We start from the raw sequence: 25,564 nt of genomic DNA, 5'->3' as shown, positions 1-25,564 counted from the left end.
TATTTACTCCTAAGCGTAATATTTACCAAAACGATTGGACAGCACATCCGCGAGGCGGAATTTTTCCTGGAGCACCAGGCCGTGATATTCATTTGCCTGTCCTAAAACCAGGTCAACTACGGCGCATACTCCCGCAGCAGTGCTGACTTGAATAGCAGACCATTCCAAATCTAAAATAGTTTCCGGGTATACCTTTTTAACATAGCTCTTTTCAGTTAACTCACCATGCTTTATTCCCTCAACAGTTACATACACAATCACAATGTCCTGATAGGTCTTCGGGATGGCCTTTTCGAGAATTCGTTTTAATGTGCCTCGGTCCTCGTTGAGTTTCAGATCATTCATCAGCAGGCGCATTTTTTCACAATGCCCTGGATATCGCATCGTTTTGTAATTCAAAGTCTGAATTTTATTTTTATACAAATCAGCCAGACTTCCCAATCCTCCGGATGTGTTAAAAGCTTCGTATTCACAGCCGTCGATTTGTATTGACTCAAGTCCTTCCAAAGGTTGCATGACAACCGGTTTACCCGCTTCGATGCCAAAGCATGGATTTCCATACTCATTGATTACACCGTCGGTAGACCAGGTTAAAGAATAATGAAAAGCATTATTAGCGCGTTGTGGTAATGCACCTACACGAAGCTTGGCATGAAAGCATTCATCGAACTCCTGCATCAGGCTGTTCGCAGCGATGCTGATAAAACCAGGAGCCAATCCACACTGAGGCACAAACGCTGTTTCTGCTCCCTCGGCAATTCGCTTTACAGCATCGGTAACTGAGGTATCTTCAGTCAAATCAAAGTAATGGGCTTTTGCCAGTTTTGCCGCTCTGGCGACATGGGTATTGAGAAAATAAGGGAGGCTTGAAATGACCGCAATGATTTTATTTTTTTCGATGTAGGATTGGGTTGACTCTTCATCGGTAACGTCTAACGCTACCGTCTTAACCTGCGGCATTGTTTGCAGCAAGCGCGTTACATCGGTACCAGAAAATTCCAAATCTGCCAGGTGAATCTGATAATCCTTGCTGCTTGCTAGTAAACAAGCGATGAGACTTCCGATTTTACCTGCACCTGTAATCATAACATTATACATAGTTATTCCCTTCCGTTAGAAAACAGTTGTCATCCTACACAAATAAAACCGGTTTGCATACCTTGAAAAAAAACGATTTTTATGTAGCGATTACAACTCGGAAAAAATGATTTAAAACAAATCAAGTATAGACAGCCAAACCTCCTTTGGAAGTTCTTCATAAGAATTTTTCTCAATATAAGAGTCAAATATCTAAATAAAAAAAATTTATCGTATTCTTTCTGGTGATCTTGTTGACCTTTGAGCTTTAGTATCCTATCGTTCTTTCATTTAATGAAACTCTGTCATGACCAGCGCCGTCTCCTTTGAGCCACTGCAGATTGAAACCACAAAAAAATTAACCTGGATGCATTACTTCAAATTTTTCATATTCGGCTTGTTATTACCGCTGGGATTTGCTCCCTTTCATATACCGGGCATGGCGATTCTGGGTGTGGCTCTCTTCTATTATGGACTCTGTGCACATTCCACAGGGTCTGGTTTTCTGCGTGGATTATTTTTCGGCCTGGGCTTCTTTGGGCTTGGGGTGTCCTGGATTTATGTCAGCATTCACGAATATGGTCATCTACATCCAGTGCTCTCAGGATTAATCACCCTGCTTTTCATCCTGTATTTATCATTCTTTCCTGCATTGCTTGCTCTTGTCTTTAACTATTTTTCAATTAAACGTCCCACAATTACTTCAGGATTATTCTTCAGTGCACTTTGGGTCATCAGCGAATTTCTGCGTGCTTCCATTTTAAGCGGCTTTCCCTGGCTTCTGCTTGGATTCGGTCAATTTGATGCACCGGTTAAATACCTCTTACCTGTTTTAGGGGTTTATGGGGCTAGCTTTCTGACTGTGTTTGCTGCCACGCTGCTGGTTTGTGCATTCGGCGTTGAGCCAAGAAAACAACTGACTTATCTTGTGTTGTTTGTTTCAATTATTCTGACTCCGCTTGCATTAAAACCCATTGAGTGGGTCCATGTATCGAGCACGCCGGTGTCCATTGGCGTCATTCAGGCCAATTTGTCCATGCGCGACAAGTGGGATGAGACGCTGTTCTGGAAACTTCTTGATCGCTATCAGAAAGATATTATCAGTTTACTTGGTACAGAGCTAATTGTGATGCCGGAATCGGCTATTCCGCTCCCCTCTTCCTATATAAGTGACTTTCTTGATGACTTAAGGGAAAAAGCAAAAAACGCAGGCAGTGGAATTCTTTTGGGGATACCAGAACCCACTAAAATCGACGCCGACGACTATTTCAATGCATTAATCAGTCTGGGCGAGGCTCAGGGGTTTTATCTAAAGCAGCATTTAGTTCCATTTGGAGAATATATACCTGCTATATTTCAGCCATTGATGAATTGGTTACAGATCCCTGACGCCAATTTAAAGCCAGGAAAAAACGCGCAATCCTTAATCAGAGTTCATAAGCATCCTGTCGCCACGCTTATTTGCTATGAACTGGCCTATGGAGAATTGCTTCGAAAGCAGTTTCCCCATGCGGAGTGGATTGTTTCTATCAGTGATGATGGCTGGTTTGGACACTCGCTCGCCATGTATCAGCAACAACAGATTGCCCAGGTACGCTCCCTGCAAACCGGAAGATACCAGGTTGTCTCGAACAATGATGGATTATCGTCCGTCATTAATACGCGAGGGGACATAGTGACCTCGCTTCCCGCTTTTAATGCCGGTCTGCTCCGCGCGTCCATCTATCCGGCGACTGGCAGCACGCCCTGGGTGCTCTTAGGGGATTGGCCGATACTAATCCTCTCTTTTGGCTTTTTTCTATGGGCCATGATATCTGGATTTCCTAAGAAACAGCATCAGTAAACTATTGCTGCTAAGCACAAGAGGGGTTATCCTAGGCAGCTTAAGTAATCTAATGTAGTGACTATGGATACTAGTTATAAACCACAAGAAGTAGAAGAACAGGCCCAGCAATACTGGCATAAGAAGCAATGCTTCAATGTCACTGAAGACTTGAACAAAGAAAAGTTTTATTGTTTGTCCATGTTCCCCTATCCAAGCGGAACGCTTCACATGGGCCATGTGAGGAATTACACTCTTGGCGATGTAATTGCAAGATATCAGCGTGCCTTAGGCAAAAATGTTCTGCAACCCATTGGTTGGGATGCTTTTGGCCTTCCAGCAGAAAACGCGGCAATAAAACACGGAATTCACCCTGCCGAATGGACTAAGAAAAATATTGCAGCAATGAAAGAGCAATTTCTGCGCCTGGGAAATGCTTATGACTGGAAACGCGAAATAGCAACCTGTGATCCGGATTACTATCGCTGGGAGCAATGGTTTTTTATCAAGCTCTATGAAAAAGGTTTGGTTTATAAAAAGAATGCTGTGGTCAACTGGGATCCTGTTGATCAAACTGTTCTGGCTAATGAGCAGGTAGTCGACGGGCGTGGCTGGCGTTCCGGAGCGCTTGTCGAACGACGCGAAATTTCTCAATGGTTTATTAAAATCACTGCCTATGCCGATGAACTTCTAAAAGATTTGGATACACTTGAAGAATGGCCTGCACAAGTCAAGCAAATGCAGCGTAACTGGATTGGCCGTTCCGAAGGCTGCGAGATTGGCTTTCAGGTTAATGAATATCCCAAACGACTTAAAATTTATACCACTCGGCCTGACACCCTGATGGGTGTCACTTATCTCGCCGTAGCCCCTGATCATCCCCTCGCTAAAGAAGCAGCGAGTCATGATCCTGCGGTTCGAGAGTTTATCGACAGCTGTCAGGGAATTCGCATGGCGGAGGCTGATCTGGCAACTATGGAGAAAAGGGGGATTGCAACCCGCTTCTCAGCATCGCACCCTGTTACTGGAGAAAGTATTCCCGTCTGGATTGCCAATTTTGTATTGATGCAATACGGCTCAGGAGCCGTCATGGCGGTTCCTGCTCATGATCAGCGTGATTGGGAGTTTGCTAATAAATATAACTTGCCGATTAAGGAAGTGATTAAACCGCTTGGCGATGTAACTCATAACTATGATAAATCAGCCTTTACTGAAGAAGGTGAGTTAATTAATTCCGGCGAATTCACAGGCCTGACTTCTTCCCAGGCTGTAAGCACTATTGCTAATTATCTGGAAAGCAGGGATTTGGGTAAAGTTACGGTTAATTACCGTTTGCGCGATTGGGGCGTTTCCCGTCAGCGCTATTGGGGCACTCCTATTCCCATGATTTTCTGTGAAGAATGCGGCATCGTTCCAGTGGCCGAACAAGATCTCCCGGTAACACTGCCGGATGATATTGAATTTACAGGAAGTGGATCACCTCTGGCGCAGTCCGCAAAATTTTTACAGACACGCTGCCCTAAATGCGGTCAGGATGCCACGCGAGAGACCGATACCTTCGATACATTTATCGAGTCTTCATGGTATTACGCGCGCTTTGCCTGCAAAGGTCAGGACAATGCCATGCTGGATGATCGCGCTAAATACTGGACTCCCGTAGATCAATACATTGGCGGCATTGAACACGCCGTTATGCATCTTTTATATGCCCGATTCTTTCATAAACTGATGCGCGATGAAGGCCTGGTTAATTCTGATGAGCCTTTTAAAGCGCTGCTGACTCAGGGAATGGTATTAAAAGATGGCCATAAAATGTCAAAGTCATTGGGTAACGTGGTTGACCCTAATCACTTGATTAATACTTATGGCGCGGATACCGCACGTCTTTTTGTCATGTTCGCCGCGCCTCCCGAGCAATCATTAGAATGGTCTGATACCGCAGTGGAAGGAGCTCATCGCTTTTTGAAGCGGGTCTGGGCTTTCGCTCACAAAAATCAGCAACTGTTTACTGAAGTTAACAACGCGATTTGCAATGGAAATGGGCATGTCGATTGGCAGCAGGCTGATAATAGATTAAAAAAATCACGCCTGACTGTAAACCAAATCCTGGCTCAGGCTTCTAATGACTATGAGAAGCAACAATTTAACACCGTGGTTTCTGGTTGCATGAAATTGTTTAATGAGATTTCTGATTATTCAATAGAAACTGAGCATGACAAATATTTCATTCATGCCAGCATGAGTGTCTTATTGCGATTACTCGCCCCCATTACGCCTCACATCTGCCACCATTTATGGCAGCAACTGGGCTATGAAAAAGCAATCATTGACGCTTCCTGGCCAAAAGTCGACAAAAGCGCATTAAAAACCGATCAAGTTGATTTCATTGTCCAGGTGAATGGTAAATTAAGAGCTCAATTTACCGCTCAGAGCGATGCCTCCGAACAAGAATTGATTGAAACAGCAACCAGGGAAGCTCATGCCTTTGTTGAGGGTAAAAGCATTAAAAAGGCGATAGTCGTTGCTCACCGTCAATTGATCAATTTGGTGGTATAGTTGATGTTTAAACGCTACTTCCTCGCAGTATTCATCATCTTGTTAGCAGGATGTGGTTTCAAGCTGCGCGGAACCTATGAAATACCATCCTGGTTTAATAATGTGGCACTAATAAACCAGGGTGCACAACCTGACCTGCATTTGCAATTAAAGGATCAACTTCAATCCTACGGCATACGCGTTCTTTCATCTGCCAAAGGTTCTTCATTTATGTTAATTCTTGAAAAAGATACCATTCAGGAACAAATCACCAGTGTCGGAGCCAGTACAACGCCCCGTCAATATCAGCTTATTTATACCGCAGTCTATTCTCTGATCAAAACAAATGGCGAACCCTTGCTTTCTTCAAATCAGGTTACGGTAACCCGACAACTCACAGTAAATAACAACAGAATTTTAGGGTCCAATGCAGAGGAAACTCTTATATACAGTGAAATGCGCCGTGATGCAGCCATGCAAATTATGAATCGAATTAATCGCAAGCTAAGCTAATTTCATGTTAAACAAACTAAACCATCTGAATTTACCACCGCCAGACAAATTTCTTCCCGTATATTTAATAACCGGACAAGAGCCATTTCAAGTAAATCACTATGCGAAAGTGTTAATATCCGCCTGGCAAACACGTCATAAAGACGATTGTGATACCAAAATACTGCAAATTAATTCAACAGCAGATTGGACTATGCTACGGGAAGAGGCAAGCAATTTCTCACTGTTTAGCAGTATGATGATTCTGGATGTACGCTATGATAAAAAAACACTGGATTCTGCTGGGAAACAATTTCTTGAAACCTATTTATCCTCTCCTAACCCGCAATGTTTGCTTATTCTTCGAGCACCCGATTTGACGCTAAAAGCCCTGCAATTTATCAGTAATCATCCGGCTATTATGATTATTGCTGCAAGCCCGATGAATGCTAACTCCTGTAAGGAATGGATTGCCTCTCAGCTTAAGCAACACTCATTTATCTTTGATGAAGCAATTCCTGCGCTTATATATCAATATAATGAAAATAATCTTCCAGCCTGCGCTCAGGTATTAGAAAAAATCAAATTAATTGCAGAAACCAATACTCGATTGACATTGAAGGATGTAGAGGAGCACTTGCACAATCAATGCGAGTTTTTAAGTTTCGAGCTGGCAGACGCCTGCTTATTAGCTAACCAAGCCAAAGCGCTCCTTCTTCTCAGGCAATCCAGCCAAAATAAGACCGAGCCCAGCTTAATCTTATGGATATTAAGCCAGGAAATTAGACTACTCATTCAATTGAAGCATAAAACAGGACACTGCTCATTTCGCGATGCAGCTTCACAACTAAAGATTTGGTCAACAAAGCTAGGCTATTATCAAACCGCAATCAAGCGTTTTGAAATTGCCTTTCTGGTTCATCTGCTAAATCAATGCGAGCTTTTAGACAAAAAAATTAAAAGCGCTAACCAGCCCGGTCAAATCTGGCGTAATCTTGAGTTAATAGCCATAGCTTTATGCTCGGGGAAAAAGGTAGGTTATCTTGGATAATGTATTAATATTTGGCGGAACCTTTGATCCTGTGCATAAAGGACATTTGAGCATAGCCGAAAATGTGCAACAGCATTTCCAGTTCCAGCGTTTTATTTTTTTACCCTGTAAATTACCCTTGCTAAAGCAGAGCGCGGCAGCTTCCCCTACCCAACGACTAAAGATGTTAGATCTCGCTCTGGCTGATTATCCGGTTTCCTATCATTTTGAAATTGACGAGCGTGAGATTAATCGTCCATCACCATCATATACAGTTACAACACTCGAGAGTTACCGCGAGGAACTGGGAGAAAATGTCGCTTTGACTCTGCTGATGGGGATGGACAGTTTCCATCAGTTACCGCAATGGCATCAATGGACCCGGATTTTGGAGTTAGCAAATATTCTGGTGATAAAACGGCCTGATATTAGCCCGAGCGAGAGTAGCAATCTGAGGGAATCGCTTTCCAGACATCTAACTAAAAGAGAGCATGATCTGAAAAATACCGCACAAGGGCTTATTTATTTTTTTGATGCCGGCGCCTATCCCATTTCCTCTACCGAAATTCGGAAAAACTCTTTATTGAACTCTGAAAATATGCCTGAATCAGTGCTTGAGTTTATCACTCATAATAAGCTTTATCTCTGACTACATGAAAACTTTAAAACGAACCAAATTGTTTGGCAATTAATCTTTATGTTACAATTAAATCCAACTTATAAAATGTTAACCTTATGCCTCGAATTGTTTTTTACGGTCATGCTTCATTTGACGCAACGTCCACTGATTGTACAATCCCGACAGACACCAGTCTTACCATTTACTGCTCACCAGGTAGTTTATTAAATCAGGAAGTTTCTAATGCCTTGGCTAACGGAGAGCTTCTTACAGCAAAGGATATTTCGGTATCAAAAGCAACATGGTATTTGATAAAAAATGGATTGAATCCAACAGACAAACCCCATCATGAAAGTTTTGACACCTATCCTTTAATTTTAAGAGCGGGGGATAATGTGCCCGATTACGTGCTTTCTTATGCTGATATTCCGGCTATGAATCCCCCTTTAAGCCAGGTTCCTACCCAGGTAGTACAGGTAAGAAAAAAAACTTCGCTCTCTCAGCTGCTAAATCAATATAAAGGTCAGGATCTTCATTGGGGTGCTTGTGGGTTTGCTCAAGATTCTAAAGACATACGTGCAGTAGGATATGGCTATGCATTTTCTTTAAAACCCGACTCAGCTCTGAAAAATATTTACATGAAACCTCAACCCAGCGAAGAAGAAAAGAGAAACCAAAGGCTTAAGCGTTTTGGCTCATTTTTTAGGGTATCAGATGAGCAGGAGCACTTATTGAATCATCCCAGAAAAAAAGCCTGTTATACGTCTGGTAAAAATTTTAGTCCTTCAGAATACAGCCTCCCCAACCCCTGCTCCAAGGAGCCGGGCTGCTTGTAAAATAACGATAAATAGCATTCTGCTACGGTGCTGCGACTGTACAGGGTTAATGCGTCTGATTGGCAAAAGCATTTAAAACCCACTGCCATTTTTATGGATACCCGGCATAAGCCTGAGGAATCCCCTCATTTTTTCATTCAACAAATACGTACTTATTAGATCAAAACGACACTATAGTAGATCTGTTTGGGTAATCATTAATCATCCGTTGACTATATAATAATGAGGGGAGCCCTCAGGCATTAAGCGGGGTACGTAGGCTCTTACAGGATGGTTAAATTTTGTGACCATCTCTTAGAGCCAGGCGCAGTACTTGGGTTAAGGTTAAACGCTGTTTTTAGTAAGTCAAAAAAAGGGCTGTTTAGAAGTCCATTTAGTGCTTCCAGGCATCTTCTTTTTTCTCTTTGTAATCCTCAAACGCTTTAATTAAACCTGATAACACTTCAGCACTTGTTTCAAACATGGCTTTACACTGTGGCTCATCAATTAGTTTAATGTCTTTTCGCAGATGGTCGACCTGATCTTTAAAAGCTTGCTGCATCTTATTGACATGATGCAAGACATTCTCATTGTTCGCAGTCATTCTAGGCTCCTGACATCCTTTAATAAAAGTATAGACGGCGTTTTGGAAATACTATCCGAAGTTATCATTCAAGGAGCAAAATGGCGAATCGGAAAGATATAAGCTTTGTAAACTGCCAAAGCTTATATCCAATCTTAAGATTGAGACAACTCGAAGTCGGATGGAAAATCAGCGAGGCTGTTTGTTTGATCCAGCGATTTAGCCTGATTAATTAAATCGGGTACCTTACTTGAAATCCAGTCGACTACAGGAGTGAACTTGGAATAAAGGCGTGATTGGCTGACATATTCTTCCTGCGGGAGAGAGGTCATACGAATAACCACAATGATTAATGAGACAATAAAAACACCGCGTATAAAACCAAATCCCATCCCTAATAATCGATCAGTACCGCTCAACCCGGAGCGTTTTAATATAAAACCAAGAAGCGCATTGATAATACCCCCTACAATTACAGTTGCAGTTAAGACAATAATGAAGGAGGCAATTTTTTTAACCGTTTGATCCTGGATATAATTTCCTAACCAGGGGTATAAAACAGAAGAGTAATTGTATGCAAGCCAAATAGCCACAATCCAAACTGAAAGGGCTATCAATTCTTTCAGAAAACCACGGAATAAACCGGTAATAACTGAAAGACCAATTATGAGTATGATGGCGATATCAATCCAGTACCATTGCATCTTTAGCTGATTCCTGTTGTAGGTACGACAAATCCATTAATCTGCATCGCGCTAGCCAGCTGTGTTCTTAGCTTCAGAGCCTGATCTTTCTGATTCATTTGTCCAACCAGTACTTTATATGCAATACCGTTTTTGCTTTGGACTTTGTTATAGGAAGCCTGAAATCCTTTACTTTTTAGCTTGTTAACCAATGCAATCGCATTCTTTTGCTGTACAAATAAAGCAACCTGAACTGAGTAACCTGTTTTGCCAGGGAGAGCTTTGGACGTAGGCGCTTTGGCTAATTGCTGAATCTTTGCAACGGGTTTAGCCTGGGTTTTAGCTGCTGGAAGCGATTTGCTGGCCAAAATAGTTTTTGGCAGTTCTTTTGCAGGAATGGCAGCAGGTATACTGGCCAAAGGCTTTTTCTGTTCAAGAGCCACTCTTTTTACATCTTCATTTGATGCCGCATGTGAAGAGTAAGATACACTATTGTGTTGAGCCAGCTCAGCGGGTGGATTACTCATCACGTCTGCTTTATCTTCCTGTGCGCGGGCTTCTTTCAGAGCATCAGGATTATCAATCTGAGCACTGGCATAGTCTATTGTTTTTGTTCCATTAACCGGACTTAAGGGCTCCGCTTTGGCAATAGTCGTCGCAGGTTGATAATCTTCGTTAGCTGTTGGAATGTCTACATGAGCCACTTTAACCGATTTAAACATGGTTTCTTCATCAGATGCAGTGACCTGAGGCAGCACCGGCTTTGGAGGCAGCTTGATGGAAATACTTGAGGGCCCTTCCAGGCGCTGACTTGATTTTTTCATAATTGCCGGAGCAAAAATAGCTCCTAAAGAGATAATTACAGCAAGTCCAATAAGTCTGTGCTTAATACGCTCGTCCATTACTAATGTCATAGTAACTCCTCCAGGTAAGAATCAGATACTGCATTTAAAACAGCACCTACCAGAATAAAAGATCCGAAGGCAATAATTAAATCGCCTGCTTTTGCCTGCCGGAATGCCGCTTCATAAGCTTCTTCAGGGCTACTAAAATAGCCTTTTGTTTGCTCAATATTCTCAGGCAACTCTTTTAATAATTGTTCTGCAACACAGGCGCGCTTACTCTCAAGCCTTGCAGGATACCAATAATCAACCAAAGGTAAAAGTGGCTCGACTATTCCTTTTATGTCTTTATCATTTAAAGCAGAAAAAACCGCATGAATATTACCATGTATTTTTTGCTGCGTCACAAATTCTGCCAAAAATCTTGCAGATTGCGGATTGTGCGCCACGTCTAAAAGGAGTCTCTTATCGTTTTGTTCGATCATTTGTAAGCGAGCCGGCAAATGAACGCTTTTAATGGAAATGGCAATGTCCTTATCTTCTACCGGTAATTTTTCGCTTAGAATTTTTGACGCGATGACAGCGGCTACAACAGAATCTGGATGTAGATGGGGTTTAGGGAACTGAAGTAACTGTGTTTGAAAATTAATCTCAAGAATATCATCTGCAATTTTATACGAATAATCCTGGCCATTAATAAATACTGGTTTTGCGACATCCATTGCTCTTTTTAAAACTGAGGAAGGCAAATCGGAAGCAGCTCCTATAAACGCTCTGTTGGAACGAAGGATCCCTGCTTTCTCGGTTCCAATCGCATCGAGGCTTGTTCCAAGATATTCCTGATGATCGAAGTCGACCGTGGTAATAATTGCCAAATCATTATCGATAATATTGGTAGCATCCAGTCTTCCGCCTAACCCAACCTCTAAAACTACCAGATCAAGATCATGTTGTTCAAAATGCAATAAGGCAGCGAGTGTTGCCATTTCAAAGAAGGTCAGCGCGGTATCTTTTCTTGCAAAATCAATAAGTTCAAAGTAATTTTCAAGTTGCTCGTCTTCAATCGCTTTTTTATTAATCCGGATCCTTTCGTTAAAAGCAATCAAATGCGGTGAAGTATAGACACCGACGCGATATCCTGAGTTGGAATATATTTCTTCAAGGGTAGCTACGACGCTGCCCTTGCCATTGGTCCCCGCGACCGTTATAACGATTGGCCCAGGATTTAATAAATCCAATTCATCAGCAACACGTTTGATACGGCTCAACCCAAGCTGGATTTCCTGGACATGCCGGTTTTCCAGCTCGTTCAGCCATTGCTTTAAGGTTTTCCCGCTCCTTTTCATGATCTTACAAGCTACGGTGCGACAACTTGGCAATTAACTCAGCGATAGTGGGTCGAAGCGACTTTCTGTCAACTACCATATCAATATGACCATGCTCAAGCAAAAACTCACTGCGTTGAAAGCCTTCGGGCAAGGTTTGCCGAACTGTCTGCTCAATGACCCGAGGACCAGCAAAGCCGATAAGCGCATTGGGCTCAGCAATAATAATATCGCCCAGGCTGGCAAAACTTGCTGAAACGCCTCCTAATGTGGGATCAGTCAGTACCACTATAAATGGCAGATTGGTCTCGGAGAATTTAGCGAGAGCGGCTGAGGTTTTAGCCATTTGCATTAGGGAAAACAAGCCTTCCTGCATTCTTGCGCCACCGCTTGCGGTAAAGCAAAGATAGGGCTTTCTTTCTTTAGTTGCCAATAAGACGCCGCGTACAAACTTCTCCCCCACCGTTGCTCCCATAGAGCCGCCAATGAAGTTAAACTCAAAGGCGCTTGCGATGACAGGCTGTCCAATAACACTGCCCTTGGCAAGTAATAAAGCTTCTTTCTCGCCTGTTGCTTTTTGCGCCTGGACAATACGATCTTTATATTTCTTTGAGTCCTTAAACTTCAGTCGATCGATAGGCTCCAGATGAGCCGCTATTTCCTCAATACTCCCCTCATCTAAAAACTGTTGCAGACGCTGACGCGCTGTCAGGCGATGGTGATGATTGCAATTAGGGCATACAGAGAGGTTCTTGATTAGCTCGGTACTATAAAGAACAGAGTTACATCCAAGGCATTTTACCCATAAGCCTTCGGGCACGCCTTTTTTCTGTGATGCTTCTGTTCTGACTTTTGAAGGTAATAATTTTTTTAGCCAACTCATAGATAAGAATCCGTGGATTGAATTTGACGCGCAACAGTATAACCTGATTTTTTATCTGAGGCTTGTTTTATTCACTATATTGTTCGTATTTAATTGTTGAACAATAATCTGGCTCGGCTGATTAGCATCAAACTGTTTATTTTTTCTACACACCATGAATTTTAAATAAAATTTTCCCGTTTTTCTCGCATTTTTTAAAATAAAGTGCTACGCCCCCTAAAGTTTTTTTGTTTCTGTCCGATAACTAAAGTGGGTACGGTGAATTCAAGGGTCGAATTCCCGGTAATAATATAATCCCCAATCCAGGGATTCAGGCACGAGGAGATTTTGGTCATGACTCAAGTGATTAATACTAACGTGATGTCATTAAATTCCCAAAGGAGTTTAAATGTATCACAAAAAGGCATGCAGACGGCCATTCAACGTCTTTCATCCGGTCTGCGCATTAACAGCGCTAAAGACGACGCTGCCGGACTAGCCATTTCTGAAAGAATGACATCACAAATCAGGGGTATGAACCAGGCAATACGGAATGCGAATGATGGTATATCATTGGCTCAGACTGCAGAAGGGGCAATGCAGGAAACGACCAATATCTTACAACGTATGCGTGAACTATCACTGCAATCAGCTAACTCATCGAATAACTCTGGCGACCGTCAGGCTATTCAGGAAGAAGTTGTTCAGTTACAAAGCGAGCTCGATAGAATTGCTTTAAACACTGAGTTCAATGGTCAGAGAATTCTGGATGGCTCGTTTTCAAGTGCAAGTTTCCAGGTAGGTGCCAATGCAAATCAGACGATCAACTTTGCCATTGGAAGTATTAAAGCCTCATCAATCGGCGGTATCGCAACCCAAACGGGTACTGAGGTATCCAACGCTGCTTCGACTGATATAACAATAGCCATTGGCGGCGGTGCTGCCACAACAATCAACTCCAGTGCCGGATTCACAGGCAATGCCCAGCAGGATGCTACTTCAGCCTATGCTAAAGCAGCGGCAATCAATGATGCTGGAATCGCCGGTTTATCTATAAGTGCCAATACCTCAGGAACTCAGACAGTGGGCGCAATTGGGGGTACAGCAGGTGACACCTATAACCTGTCTGTCAATGGAGTAGCGGTATTTACTAACCAGGACGTTGCAACTGCCTTATCTAACACGGCGCTTCGTGATGCAATCAATGGCGTGAGCAATCAGACAGGTGTCATTGCCAGTTTAAATGGTGGGGATCTGACCCTAACCGCTGCAGATGGCCGTAATATTGATATCACGGAGAGCGGAACCGGTTTTACTGCTGGTACAGACGGTATTAGCGTTACCGGGGGCGATTTTGATGGTACGTTGCGCGGCAGTCTGACTATAAGTGCAACCAATAGCATCTCTATTGGCGGAACCGTGGCTACATTAGGCTTAAATGCTGCTATCGCCAAAGACTCTCTGGGAGTAGACAGCATTGATGTGGGTACTGCAGCCGGTGCACAATCCGCTATATTGCGACTGGATTCAGCCTTAAGCTCAGTGAACTCGAACCGCGCTGCAATGGGTGCCTTGCAGAACCGATTTGAATCCACTATCGCCAATCTGGCAAACGTTGCTGAAAACCTGTCTGGCGCAAGAAGCCGAATTCAGGATGCGGATTTTGCCGCTGAAACGGCTAACTTAACCAGAGCCCAGATTCTGCAACAAGCTGGAACTGCGATGCTGGCACAGGCTAACAGCCTGCCACAATCTGTACTGTCCTTACTCGGCAGATAATAGTAAATACTAGCCTGCTCTCTGATCGGAGCAGGTTATTTTAGCTTATATCCTTCCTGTATTCGATTAAGTGGGAGGTCGAAATGAAGATTGAGTCAAATAATATTAAGTCTAATTCTTTGGAACAGGAATCAATTGGTATTCATGAGAACATTAAAGTCGGTTCTCAGCCCTTTTCCTCCAGTCCATTGAGCTCGGCGCAAAGTAAACAGGCCATTGATAAAGCCACCGGCGTTCTTCAAACTATCGTAACAGAGAAATTATCAGATAAAGTCATACGGAAGATGCCGCCAGATGAATACTTGAAACTGCTAAGTCTGGTTGATGAAATGATTAGCGGGTCTATTGATAAAAAAGTGTAACTGAGTTGCAATATAAATCTGATTAGATATTAAGGATAACAGCGTGTCAGGGATAAGTTCGCCAGGAGTTGGCTCAGGGTTAGACATTAAATCAATCGTTGAAGCGTTGGTAAAAGCGGAAATCACCCCCGCTAAAAACAGAATTGATCGACATGAAGCGGATCTGGTGGCAGAGCTTTCAGCCCTTGGTCAAGTGAAAAGCGCGCTCAGCAAATTACAAAGCAGCCTGATTAAACTGGGTGATTTAAAGCAATTTAATTCATTAAAAACCACCTTAAGTGATCCCAATGCCTTGCAGGCCACTATTGGTGATAATGCTATTGATGGTCATTATGATATTGAGATTATCCAGTTAGCCGCCAAACAAAACCTCGCTTCCGGAGCCTTTGCCAACGCATCCTCTCCTGTCGGTCAGGGATCATTGACGATTGAGTTTGGAAGTTACAGCAACGATCTCAGCAGTTTTACCCTGAATGCAGATAAAGACCCGCTAGTTATTACTATTGGCGCAGGTCAAAGCAGTCTTGTTGCGATTCGCGATGCGATTAATAACAGCGACAGCGGCGTGCAGGCAGCCATTGTTCAGGACAGTCAGGGCGCGCGGCTGACTTTAAGCAGCCCCTCGACCGGCAAGTCGTATGAAATGCGAATTACTGTAAATGATACTGATGGGAACAATACCAACGGCACAGGCTTGTCAGCACTGGCCTATGATCCGACAACCGGTGTTAACTCAATGCTTCAAACTGCAGAGGCTAAAGACAGCCAATTCAAAATCAATGGTTTACTACTCACTGAAAGCAGTAACCGGATAGAAAATGCGATTGCCGGCATTACTCTGGATTTGAAAAAAGCTCAGCCTGGAACACTTATTTCACTCGGCGTTGAGGCGAATCGAGCACAAACCACCTCATTAATCAGGGAGTTTGTTAAACAGTTCAATGACAGCATGAGCAGTCTTAATAATTTAACCAGCTACGATCCGACTACAAAAAAAGCAGGAAGTCTTCAGGGTGATACAGGAATAAGAAATCTAAAATTTTCATTGTCAGCATTGGTCAGCGATGTCAGTCAGGATGCTTCCTCCCCGCTTAAAACCCTGGCTGATCTGGGCATTAAAACAACAAAAAGCGGCTTGCTTGAGATCAATGAAGACCAGTTAACCAAAGCACTGGACATGCACTACGAATCCATTGGAGCCTTTTTCGCCAAGTCGGCAAAGGCTTCCGATAGCAATGTGAAAATCAACCTGGTTGGTGCTGATATCAAGGCAGGAACCTATGCGCTAACGATTGACTCCTTCAATCCAGGAGTTAGTTTAAGCGGTACCATCGGCGGTTTAATTGCGACCTCTTCGAATGGGTTAACACTAAAAGGCAGCGGCGCTTATAAAAATCTTTCAGTTGATATCACCGGCGGCGGGATTGGCGCGAGAGGAAATATTACCGTAACCAATGGCCTGGCAGTGAAATTTAATGATTTGATTGAACAATTGCTCGATGACAAGGGCAGTTTAGTTGATCGCACCAGCAGTCTAAATAATCAAATTGAACGGATTGCCGAGGATCGCGTTCAGCTCGATTACCGTACTCAGGAGCTTGGTAAACGCTATCTGAAACAATTTACAGCCCTTGATGGTTTATTGTCCCAGATGCAAAGCACCAGCAATTTCTTAAGCCAGCAGCTGGCAAATCTGCCCCAATTGACCTTGAACAAGAGATGATTATGAAAAACAGGTATGAGCAAGCAATTAATCAATACAAATCTATCGACTTACAGACCCGAATAGAATCGGCAAATCCTCATGAATTAATAAACCTCCTTTTGCAAGGGGCCCGATCGCATATTGCGACAGCTCAAGGCCATATCCAGCGACAGCAAATCAGTGAGAAAGGTGAGCATATTTCCAGAGCTATCAGCATTCTCGATGGCTTAAGAACCAGTCTTGATCACGAACAAGGTGGAGATATTGCGGTTAATCTGGATCAACTATATGACTATATCCAGCAGATCCTGTTGAAAGCCAATCTGCATAGCGATTCAGATCTGTTAGCCGAGGCAAATTCGCTGTTGGCAACAATCCACCAGGCATGGCTTGAAATGCCAGGAGTTGCTGCTAAAGAATAAAAACCAATCTGGCAATCACAATTTAATCTAAAAAAATATAAAGTTTTTTCTAGTTGTGCCGTTATCAAGATCAACCAGTTGATAAATTGGGGGTAAAATCATGAGACAATGGTGCAAAATAATAATATTAATGATTTCTCTCCTTCCCGCTGCATGGTCAGAAAGTCGATTTGGAGAAACGCTTTGTAATGATCCGGATTATTTTTGTATGAAAATCAAATCCGGCGACACATGGGCCAGCCTTTTTCCTAATGAGGAATCACGGGATTTGGTGCGGCGCATTAATCGTATGAACATCAGGCTTAGAACAGGAATGGTTATCGCGATACCTAAAAACCTGGACAGAATAACTATCTACGATGTATCCCCATTCCCCCGCTACATTGAATCCGACGGTGAGAAAACTATTTACATCAGCCAGAAAAAACTGGCATGGGGCGCCTATGATGAAGACGGTGAGTTACTTTGGTGGGGACCCATCTCTTCTGGAAATCCACACTGTCACGGCGTTTATGGAGGCTGCTCAACCCCGACGGGTTCTTTTCGCGTCATTAGAAAACAGGATATAGACTGTATATCTACTGCGTTCCCACGGCGTGCGGATGGAAATAATGGCGGTGCAGAAATGCCCTATTGCATGCATTTCTTCCGCGGGTATGCTTTACATGGCAGTAATACAGTTCCCGGGTATCCTGACAGCCACGGCTGTATCAGGATGTTTACAGAGGATGCCCGCTGGCTAAACGAAGAGTTTGTCAGTGTTCCTGAGGATGGCGAAAGAGGGACTCGGGTAGTCATCGATGATCCGAATAGCTGATTAAACTACTGTAACAGTGAAAATGCACCAACAACTCCTTGCTGAGCTAGCTGTCGCTTCAGGTTATCCGTCATGTTGCGCTCGGCAAAGGGGCCTACTTTCACCAGAAACCGCTCATTATATTTTTCAACAAATACCGGTGAAGGAGTGATACGAGCCAGCTTTTCCCTTAGCAATGCAGCCAATTGCTGGGAATTGAAGGCACCAGCCTGCACATAATAATAAGCAATATGCGGTTTACCGGGCTCCCTGACAGTTAAGGCCTCAATTTCTACCGCGGCGGTACCCTTAGGCAATAAACCCAGCTTGCTTGCTGCTGCATAAGAGAGATCAATGACCCGATCATCGTGGAAAGGGCCTCTATCATTCACCTTGACCACCGCCTCCCGTCCATTCTCAAGATTTTTTACCCGGACATAGGTGGGTAAAGGCAGGGTTTTATGCGCAGCAGTCATTGCGTACATATCATAGTCATCCCCGCTTGATGTTCTCCTGCTGTGAAACTTGGTTCCATACCAGGACGCGATACCTTTAGTCTTATAGCCGCTGGCACTACGCATGACCTCATAATTATGACCATTTACAGCGTAAGATCCCGGATTTCCATAGCGGCTAAAGGGTTCGTAGACCGGATTTACTTTATGAAAACGCGTTGGCGGCGCGCCTGGAGGCGCCCCATCTTTTTGCTGAGCTGTAAACTGCTTTTGCCGGACTGATGAGTGATTTCCTGGCACAGAAACAGTTTTACCCCCTTCTTGTACGGGAGGCTCAATTGTATTTACAGGTCCATGGCAGGCAGAAAGCAACATCAATGGCAAAAACCTAATCCAACGCATAAATTCTCACTTTAGTGGTTTTAGTGATTATGAAAAATAATTTATATTCTACGAAAATTTTGGGGCTGACGATAGAACCTGCCTGCACTGCCTTGAATCGACTTAAAAAAAAGCGGTAGCTAATCTTCTAAGAAGATAATTGGAGGGAGACTAATGCTGTGTTAGACTAACGGGATTTTTGTAATAGCGAGTAAAATAATAAAATGAAGTGTTTGCAAATTTATTCCAAAGTGGCATTGGCCGCCTCTCTTTTTTTCCAAAGCGCTGTATTTTATGCTGATACAGCTTTGCCTAATACCCCGATTCCAAGCCCGACTATTACCAATAAACCTCTTATAACCCCTTCTCCTCCAACCCTGAATGCTAAAGCCTATATTCTTATTGACGTCAATAGCGGCAAAATTATTGCGGAGAAAAATAGTGAGGAGCAATTACCACCTGCAAGCCTCACAAAAATGATGACTCTTTATGTCATCTCCAATGCGCTGCACAACGGCCAGATCCATTTGACGGATAATGTCAGAATCAGCCGTGAAGCCTGGAAAACAGGCGGCTCAAGAATGTTTGTCAAAGAAGGCCAGATGGTAAGTATTGAGGATCTTCTGAAAGGAATTATTGTTGATTCAGGTAATGATGCCTGTGTCGCTATGGCGGAACATCTCGGCGGCAGTGAGCCTGGCTTTGCTGAAATTATGAATCAACAGGCCCAGCAACTGGGGATGGTGAATAGTCACTTCACCGACAGTACCGGCCTGCCTGATCCCAATTTACATACTACTGCCAAAGATCTCGCTATTCTGGGACGTGCGCTGATTACGAACTTCCCTCAATACTATCACTGGTATGGTCAAAAATGGTTTACTTACAATGGAATTCGCCAGCCTAACCGTAATCGTCTGCTGTGGAGAGATAGTCAGGTTGATGGGGTTAAAACAGGTCATACCAATGATGCGGGTTTTTGCCTGGTATCCTCTGCCAAACGAGATAACATGCGCCTTCTGGCAGTCGTACTAGGCTCTCCAAGCGATTCAGTCAGAGCCGATGACAGTGAACGTCTTCTGAATTATGGTTTTCGTTTTTTTGAAACACATCCTCTATATAAAGCAGGGCAAAGTATTACCAAAGTTCCTGTATACAAAGGCGCGTCCAGCGAGCTTAATGTAGGCTTACTGCAGGATCAGTACATCACCATACCCAATGGCCAATATCAACGCCTGAATATCACAACCACTGTAGCAGAAAGTCTCCAGGCACCGATTGAGAAAGGCGACAAGATTGGTGAGCTGGTTGTTCAATTTGATGAAAAAACAATTGATACGCACCCCGTCTATGCGCTCGAACCCGTTGAAAAAGGCGGCATTTTCACCCGCATGAAAGATTCTGTTCGTTTGATGTTCAAGCATTGGTTTGGATAAAAAAACAAATGAATCAATTCGTTTATCTAAATGGACAAATCACACCCAGCCACGAGGCGAAGGTCTCAATCTTCGATCGTGGCTTTCTGTTTGCTGACTCAGTGTATGAAGTTATTCCAGTCTATGACGGACGCCCCTTCTTTGTTGAAAAGCATCTCAGACGTCTACAGTCCAGTCTCGATAAATCCAGAATCCCTGAGCCGCAAATAGATTGGCTGCCTGTGCTCGATGAGTTAATCAGACTCAATGGCAATGGCGACATGCAGCTCTACATCCAGATTACCCGAGGTAATCAGGGAATGCGTAAACATGATATTCCTGCAGAATTAAAACCTACAGTAGTGGCCTTTACTCTACACAGCAGTTTTCCCACTGCTACCGCAGCAGAAGGGCTTCATGCGATTATTCTTGAAGATTATCGCTGGGAGCGATGCGATATTAAATCAACAGGCTTGCTGGCCAATGTGTTACTCAATGATGAAGCGATCCGTCAGGGGGCCAATACCACTATCCTGACCAAAAAAGGCTTTGTGACAGAAGGAAGTGTCAGTAACATTTTTCTGTTGGGCAAAGACAACATTGTCCGAACACCGCCTCTGAATCACTTTTGTCTTCCAGGCATTACCCGCGAAATTGCATTAGACTTAATAAAAGAGCTTAACTGGAAATTTATTGAGGAGCCTATTCCGGTACAAGATATTTTTACTGCGTCCGAGCTGTGGATTACCAGCACTACTAAAGAAATTTATCCCGTTACCCGAGTCAATAATTTTCCGATTGGCGATGGTAAGGCGGGAATTTACTGGCAGCAAATTAATATCCGATACAAAGAGATGGTTAGAAAATTATGAATGATAAACCCAGTCTCATTGAATTTCCCTGTGATTTTCCTTTAAAAATTATTGGGAGTAATACAGAGCGTTTCGTGGCTGAAATAACCGAGATTGTTCTGAAACACTATCCGCAGACACCGGATCATAAAATACAGTCTAAAAATAGCGAGAGAGGAAATTATGTCTCGGTTACTGTGACTGTATTTATTTATGATCAGATTTCACTGGATAATCTGTACCGGGAGCTTACCAGCCATCCTGATATCAAAATGGTTTTATAATGATAATACGTAATCTTGGACTACAAACCTATCAGTCCGTTTGGGATGAAATGAAGGCCTTCACTAGCAACAGACAGATGGAGACCAGCGATGAATGCTGGCTATTGGAGCATTTTCCAGTATATACCCAAGGTCAGGCAGGCAAGCCGGAACATTTACTCAATCCAGCAAACATTCCTGTCATTCAATCCGATCGTGGCGGTCAGATTACTTATCATGGTCCCGGCCAGTTAGTCGCCTATGTTTTAGTGGATTTAAAGCGAAGGCATATCGGTATTCGCACCCTTGTTTGTCAGTTGGAAGCCTTGTTGATTGGCTTGTTAGCCAATTATCAGCTTGAAGCCACAACTCGCTGCGGTGCTCCGGGTGTCTATTTTAATGAAAAAAAGATTGCATCTATTGGATTACGGGTTAAAAATGGCTGCACATATCATGGAATTGCACTGAATGTGAATATGGACCTGCAACCCTTTAAAGGCATAAATCCCTGTGGCTTTAGTCAGTTAGAGATGACTCAGATGAGTGACTATGTACCAGGCATTGACTTGGCTGAGGTGAAACAAGACCTTGCAGCACTTTTTTTAAAGCATTTTAAAACCTGATAAGCATGCAATTATTCTCCCATTACATTGAGCCTCTGATCTCATGGCTGCAGTATAATCCGCACTGGGCATTATTTTTTACTTTTTTGGTTTCATTCTCTGAATCCCTAGCCATCATTGGCAGCATCATTCCTGGGTCAATCACAATGACCGCAATAGGTATCCTGGCAGGTACCGGCGTGATGCGTGTGGATTTGACACTGATAGCAGCAATTCTAGGAGCCATTGCAGGCGACAGCATTAGCTATCTCATAGGTTACACCTTCAGAGACCGTATTATTTCGATCTGGCCTTTTAAACGCTATCCTAATCTTTTAACCTATGGCAAGGACTATTTCAAACGCCACGGTGGTAAAAGTGTGTTGATTGGTCGCTTTGTTGGCCCGCTCCGCTCGATCATTCCGGTTATTGCCGGCATGATGGGAATGAGCCAATGGCGTTTTTTTATTGCCAATTTTATTTCAGCTATCGGCTGGTCCCTGCTTTATGTTCTGCCTGGTGTATTGATTGGTGCAGCAAGCTCCGAGCTTTCGCCAGAAAGTGCCGCACGCCTCTTGGTGGTCGTCTTGCTGTTACTCGGCTTAATCTGGTTATTCAGTGTAGTTTTAAAGTGGATAATCGTCAGAGTCAATCGATTATTACGTACAAGTCTGCATGACTTTTGGTCCTGGTCAAGCCGGCACCCGCATCTGGCCTCGATTATCTCCAGATTAACGCCTGCCAATGAAAGCAATCATTACCAAACGGCGGGATTATGCCTGGTTTTTCTTGTCTGTTGGTTATGTTTACTGATTATTTCCTTTATGGTTTACGATCAGAAAGGTCTTTATGTATTAAATCAGCCCGTTCATTTATTTCTACAGAGCTTGCGCGGAATTTCCTTCGACAGCTTTTTTATCATTCTGGTATCGGTAATTAGCCCCATTAATTTACTCGCAGTGTGCGCTGGGGTGTTCATCATTTATTCCTGGCAACAGAATTGGCGGCAGGCGGCCTACTGGATCAATCTGCATTTAAGTTGTGCATTGCTCATGTTATTCATTCACTGGCTCATACCAAGCGCCAGACCAGAGGGTCTGTTAAATATTCAGAACGGTAACTCTTATCCTTCCATTGGTCTGAGCTTTGCAACTGCCCAATACACTATGCTCATGTACTTCAGCAATGATTTGCATAAAAACAGAATTACCAGAACATTTAACAGTCTGGCTATCTCAGTATTAATTCTGGCGGGTTTTGGCACTATTTATTTAGGAGATCACTGGTTGACAGATATCTTGTCAGCCTATATGGCCGGATTAGGCTTAAGCACTATTCACTGGCTCTTTTATCGTCGTAAAATTTCTCTTATTGTCAGTCCTCTCTGGCTAAGATACTTTCTACTGGGGCTTATTCTTGGCGGCACATTGCTGAGAACCTTGCTGCATCATGATCAGGAAATTAAAAACCACCAGCCTTATTATGCGCAGTATGTTTTTACCGATGCCCGCTGGTGGAACCAGACAGCTCCTCTTTTGCCTGCATTTCGTACAAATCGAATCGGCAAACCAATTGCTTTATTTAATGTGCAGTATGCCGGCTCAATCAATCATCTGGAGGAAGAGTTAGCCCGTAAAGGCTGGCACAAGCAAAATGACTCATTGTTCTATGCCTTACTTAAACGGTTCAGTAAAAATTATTCTGCAGAAATCCCTCTGATGGCCCCGCTTTATTTGAACCGAAAACCAGTCCTGGTAATGACCTTTAAACCTGGTCGTCGAAAACCCATGCTTATTCTGAGAATGTGGCGTTCAAATTTTCATTTAAAATCAATGAAGCAACCAATATGGGTTGGCACACTGGAGTCGCATCAGGCACCGAAACTGTCCAGCAAGGAAAAGACCTATACTATCAATATTCTGCATTTCCCTTTGTATTATATGAGCAAGTCTCTTCATATCTTTCCCCAGAAACAGATTAAATTCAATCTTGCTCATCATCAGGGCGTCGAAGTTCCCAAAGAGACGGTGATACTGATCATCAAAGATCTGCCGCAACGAATTCCAGAAGGATCTGAACAAAAGTTATAAACGTTGCTGCTCCCAATCTGATTGACGTGCAAAATCCTGATCAGCCACAAATCTATTACTTGATCTTTCATAAGCTGTAGAGCAATATAACTAACATCAGCTTATCGCGCAGGCTAGGCAATAATTCTATAGGTGTAGATTAATTCAGCGCCAAGATGTCTATTTAAGGAATATAATATGATTTCATTGATGAATTCTATCTATTTTATTTTTCCACTCATTAGTCTGGTATTGCTCGCCTATGGTTTCAAATCCAGTCATAAAAACTATATTTCTCTGGCACTCTGGCTCAGCCTTATTGCGGTATTGCTCGAATACAAAACAGCGGGTGGAGAGATTCTTGGCAGTTATTTTAATTACAAGCATGCTGCTGTCTACTCTCTCAACCTGATGGTTCTGATCATTTGTATTGTTTATCTGCTATGTTATTCGTTTAGACAGTCAAAAAGCATTCTTTATCGTTATATATCCGGTTTAACAGCAGCAATCGCAGTAACGGGTGCAGCAATATTAATTAGCAATTTATGGATTAATGCGTTTTTCATCGAACACCGGCTGCAAAACACACCACTTCTGCAGGTGGCAAGCTTCCAACAAGTTGAATACTGCAACTATAGTTATGTTTTCTATAAAATAAGCCCTGAAGGTAACGTTCAATACATGTGTCCCAATTATTATGGTCTGCTTCCATCAGTTGGCGGTTTGCGCACTCCCCCAGCCCATGTTTTAAAGCAGCTGCCACCTCAGTTACAGGCTAAATTCACTCATCCAGGGGTTAATTCAAAAATGCCGTAAATACTCATTTCGATTGCTGTTGACAATTTGTTCTATTGATTATTTTTTGGTACTATCGTGAAAAATTTATCTCATAAAAAGACCATGCAGCGACTGCTAATCAGCTTATTAATTATATTTAGCCAGTCATCTCTGGCAATGGCTCCCAAATTGAATTGGAACCAAGCCGTTGATAATGCCATTATCAGATATGGTTTACGTACCGAGCCTGAATTAATTCGTTTTTTCTCCAAAGCCAATGTGGCTTATCCTCCAAAAGAAATCGCCCTGCTCGCCTTTAAACAGGAAAGGCAGATTGAGTTATGGGCTAAAAACGATAATCATGAATGGAGACATATCCATACCTATCCATTAACTGCATTTAGCGGCCGTCTGGGCCCTAAACTAAAAGAAAGAGACGGACAAATCCCGGAAGGGGTCTATAAACTGGTTACATTTAACCCTTTTAGCAGCATGCACTTGTCAATGATGATTAATTACCCAAATAATTTTGATCGGCTGCAAGCAAGCAAGGATGGGCGAACAAAATTGGGGGGTGATATATTTCTGCATGGGAAATCACTCTCGGTGGGCTGCCTTGCTGTAGGAGACAAGGCCATTGATCAATTATTTCTTTTAAGCCGCAGAGTGGGTCTTAACAATATCAAGATGATTATTGCGCCTAATGACTTACGAGTTGCCAAACCAGCAACTTCAAATTTTGCCCAACCCAGATGGCTGCCTGAGTTATATAAACAAATCACTGATGCCTTGCATCAATTTCCAAAGGATAAAAAAATAGCCTGACTACCGTCTATCAACGCCTTACAAAGCTCTGTCATTTCCGCGTAGGTGGAAATCCATTCATGATCCGGCACAGTGCACGCGATGAAAATAGATTCCCGCCTGCGCGGGAATGACACAGCATGCACATAAATGGAGTGTGATTCATGGGGATATACATCAGATTTCGAAGCCTGAGTT

The 25,564-nt window shown here is 43.1% G+C and carries 25 protein-coding genes; 18 read left to right on the top strand and 7 right to left on the bottom strand.

The window, feature by feature from the left end:
• Positions 1–9: 9 nt before the first annotated feature.
• Positions 10–1,098, bottom strand: coding sequence for a saccharopine dehydrogenase family protein (locus DYH61_RS06830; RefSeq protein ID WP_058506543.1), 1,089 nt, complete (start codon positions 1,096–1,098; stop codon positions 10–12).
• Between the two features lie 286 nt (positions 1,099–1,384).
• Here DYH61_RS06830 and lnt point away from each other — a divergent pair, with 286 nt between their 5' ends.
• The 6 genes from lnt (at position 1,385) to DYH61_RS06800 (ending at position 8,411) form a co-directional block, all read left to right on the top strand.
• Complete coding sequence (lnt, locus tag DYH61_RS06825) at positions 1,385–2,920, top strand: apolipoprotein N-acyltransferase (protein ID WP_058506544.1); 1,536 nt, start codon at positions 1,385–1,387, stop codon at positions 2,918–2,920.
• A gap of 63 nt (positions 2,921–2,983) precedes the next feature.
• Complete coding sequence (leuS, locus tag DYH61_RS06820; protein ID WP_058506545.1) at positions 2,984–5,455, top strand: leucine--tRNA ligase; 2,472 nt, start codon at positions 2,984–2,986, stop codon at positions 5,453–5,455.
• 3 nt (positions 5,456–5,458) lie between these two features.
• Positions 5,459–5,947: an LPS-assembly lipoprotein LptE gene (locus DYH61_RS06815; RefSeq protein WP_058506546.1), complete on the top strand. Its 489-nt coding sequence runs from the start codon at positions 5,459–5,461 to the stop codon at positions 5,945–5,947.
• A 4-nt stretch (positions 5,948–5,951) separates the two neighbouring features.
• Positions 5,952–6,977, top strand: a complete 1,026-nt coding sequence (holA, locus tag DYH61_RS06810) for a DNA polymerase III subunit delta (protein ID WP_058506547.1) — start codon at positions 5,952–5,954, stop codon at positions 6,975–6,977.
• On the top strand, positions 6,970–7,605 hold the full coding sequence (gene nadD / locus DYH61_RS06805) for a nicotinate-nucleotide adenylyltransferase (RefSeq protein ID WP_058506548.1): 636 nt from the start codon (positions 6,970–6,972) through the stop codon (positions 7,603–7,605). Before holA ends, nadD begins: the two co-directional genes overlap by 8 nt.
• An 86-nt stretch (positions 7,606–7,691) precedes the next feature.
• Entirely contained in the window at positions 7,692–8,411 is a 720-nt protein-coding gene (locus DYH61_RS06800; protein WP_058506549.1) for a putative adhesin, read from the top strand.
• 373 nt (positions 8,412–8,784) lie between these two features.
• Here DYH61_RS06800 and DYH61_RS06795 read toward each other — a convergent pair whose 3' ends face one another.
• The 5 genes from DYH61_RS06795 to accD all read right to left on the bottom strand — a co-directional run bounded on the left by DYH61_RS06795 (position 8,785) and on the right by accD (position 12,706).
• Complete coding sequence (locus tag DYH61_RS06795) at positions 8,785–8,994, bottom strand: hypothetical protein (protein ID WP_058506550.1); 210 nt, start codon at positions 8,992–8,994, stop codon at positions 8,785–8,787.
• Positions 8,995–9,128: 134 nt separating this feature from the next.
• The gene (locus tag DYH61_RS06790) at positions 9,129–9,677 is read right to left on the bottom strand and encodes a CvpA family protein (RefSeq protein WP_058506551.1); all 549 of its coding nucleotides are present in this window, start codon (positions 9,675–9,677) and stop codon (positions 9,129–9,131) included.
• Positions 9,678–9,679: 2 nt separating this feature from the next.
• Positions 9,680–10,570, bottom strand: a complete 891-nt coding sequence (locus DYH61_RS06785; RefSeq protein WP_058506552.1) for an SPOR domain-containing protein — start codon at positions 10,568–10,570, stop codon at positions 9,680–9,682.
• Positions 10,567–11,844 (bottom strand): bifunctional tetrahydrofolate synthase/dihydrofolate synthase, encoded by a 1,278-nt coding sequence (folC, locus tag DYH61_RS06780; RefSeq protein WP_058506553.1) that lies wholly within the window; start codon positions 11,842–11,844, stop codon positions 10,567–10,569. The genes DYH61_RS06785 and folC overlap by 4 nt, the downstream gene beginning before the upstream one ends.
• 4 nt (positions 11,845–11,848) lie before the next feature.
• Positions 11,849–12,706: an acetyl-CoA carboxylase, carboxyltransferase subunit beta gene (gene accD / locus DYH61_RS06775; protein ID WP_058506554.1), complete on the bottom strand. Its 858-nt coding sequence runs from the start codon at positions 12,704–12,706 to the stop codon at positions 11,849–11,851.
• 333 nt (positions 12,707–13,039) lie between these two features.
• On the opposite strand from accD, the gene DYH61_RS06770 reads away from it, so the two are divergent.
• The 5 genes from DYH61_RS06770 (at position 13,040) to DYH61_RS06750 (ending at position 17,770) form a co-directional block, all read left to right on the top strand.
• The gene (locus tag DYH61_RS06770; RefSeq protein WP_058506555.1) at positions 13,040–14,464 is read left to right on the top strand and encodes a flagellin N-terminal helical domain-containing protein; all 1,425 of its coding nucleotides are present in this window, start codon (positions 13,040–13,042) and stop codon (positions 14,462–14,464) included.
• A gap of 83 nt (positions 14,465–14,547) precedes the next feature.
• Positions 14,548–14,826, top strand: coding sequence for a flagellar protein FlaG (locus DYH61_RS06765; RefSeq protein ID WP_058506556.1), 279 nt, complete (start codon positions 14,548–14,550; stop codon positions 14,824–14,826).
• Positions 14,827–14,869: 43 nt separating this feature from the next.
• On the top strand, positions 14,870–16,549 hold the full coding sequence (gene fliD / locus DYH61_RS06760) for a flagellar filament capping protein FliD (RefSeq protein ID WP_058506557.1): 1,680 nt from the start codon (positions 14,870–14,872) through the stop codon (positions 16,547–16,549).
• On the top strand, positions 16,546–16,953 hold the full coding sequence (gene fliS, locus DYH61_RS06755) for a flagellar export chaperone FliS (protein ID WP_172463586.1): 408 nt from the start codon (positions 16,546–16,548) through the stop codon (positions 16,951–16,953). The genes fliD and fliS overlap by 4 nt, the downstream gene beginning before the upstream one ends.
• Before the next feature lie 130 nt (positions 16,954–17,083).
• A complete protein-coding gene (locus DYH61_RS06750; RefSeq protein ID WP_370637234.1) occupies positions 17,084–17,770 on the top strand; it encodes a L,D-transpeptidase in 687 nt (228 codons plus the stop codon).
• A 5-nt stretch (positions 17,771–17,775) separates the two neighbouring features.
• On the opposite strand, the gene DYH61_RS06745 is transcribed toward DYH61_RS06750, so the two are convergent.
• The gene (locus tag DYH61_RS06745; RefSeq protein WP_083499157.1) at positions 17,776–18,606 is read right to left on the bottom strand and encodes a septal ring lytic transglycosylase RlpA family protein; all 831 of its coding nucleotides are present in this window, start codon (positions 18,604–18,606) and stop codon (positions 17,776–17,778) included.
• A gap of 203 nt (positions 18,607–18,809) precedes the next feature.
• Between DYH61_RS06745 and DYH61_RS06740 the strand changes: the two genes are divergently transcribed.
• From DYH61_RS06740 to DYH61_RS06710, 7 genes are all read left to right on the top strand, one after another.
• Positions 18,810–20,021, top strand: a complete 1,212-nt coding sequence (locus DYH61_RS06740) for a D-alanyl-D-alanine carboxypeptidase family protein (protein WP_058506561.1) — start codon at positions 18,810–18,812, stop codon at positions 20,019–20,021.
• 8 nt (positions 20,022–20,029) lie between these two features.
• Positions 20,030–20,872 (top strand): D-amino acid aminotransferase, encoded by an 843-nt coding sequence (locus DYH61_RS06735; RefSeq protein WP_058506562.1) that lies wholly within the window; start codon positions 20,030–20,032, stop codon positions 20,870–20,872.
• Positions 20,869–21,135 (top strand): HP0495 family protein, encoded by a 267-nt coding sequence (locus tag DYH61_RS06730; RefSeq protein ID WP_058506563.1) that lies wholly within the window; start codon positions 20,869–20,871, stop codon positions 21,133–21,135. The genes DYH61_RS06735 and DYH61_RS06730 overlap by 4 nt, the downstream gene beginning before the upstream one ends.
• Positions 21,135–21,737, top strand: coding sequence for a lipoyl(octanoyl) transferase LipB (gene lipB, locus DYH61_RS06725; RefSeq protein ID WP_058506564.1), 603 nt, complete (start codon positions 21,135–21,137; stop codon positions 21,735–21,737). The genes DYH61_RS06730 and lipB overlap by 1 nt, the downstream gene beginning before the upstream one ends.
• A gap of 5 nt (positions 21,738–21,742) precedes the next feature.
• A complete protein-coding gene (locus DYH61_RS06720) occupies positions 21,743–23,806 on the top strand; it encodes a bifunctional DedA family/phosphatase PAP2 family protein (protein ID WP_058506565.1) in 2,064 nt (687 codons plus the stop codon).
• A 177-nt stretch (positions 23,807–23,983) separates the two neighbouring features.
• Positions 23,984–24,601, top strand: a complete 618-nt coding sequence (locus DYH61_RS06715; protein WP_065236109.1) for a hypothetical protein — start codon at positions 23,984–23,986, stop codon at positions 24,599–24,601.
• A gap of 84 nt (positions 24,602–24,685) precedes the next feature.
• Entirely contained in the window at positions 24,686–25,387 is a 702-nt protein-coding gene (locus DYH61_RS06710; RefSeq protein ID WP_172463594.1) for a L,D-transpeptidase family protein, read from the top strand.
• Positions 25,388–25,564 lie beyond the last annotated feature (177 nt).

Source organism: Legionella quinlivanii (assembly GCF_900461555.1).
Lineage (GTDB): Bacteria > Pseudomonadota > Gammaproteobacteria > Legionellales > Legionellaceae > Legionella_C > Legionella_C quinlivanii.
This window is presented reverse-complemented; position numbering and strand designations above follow the sequence as displayed.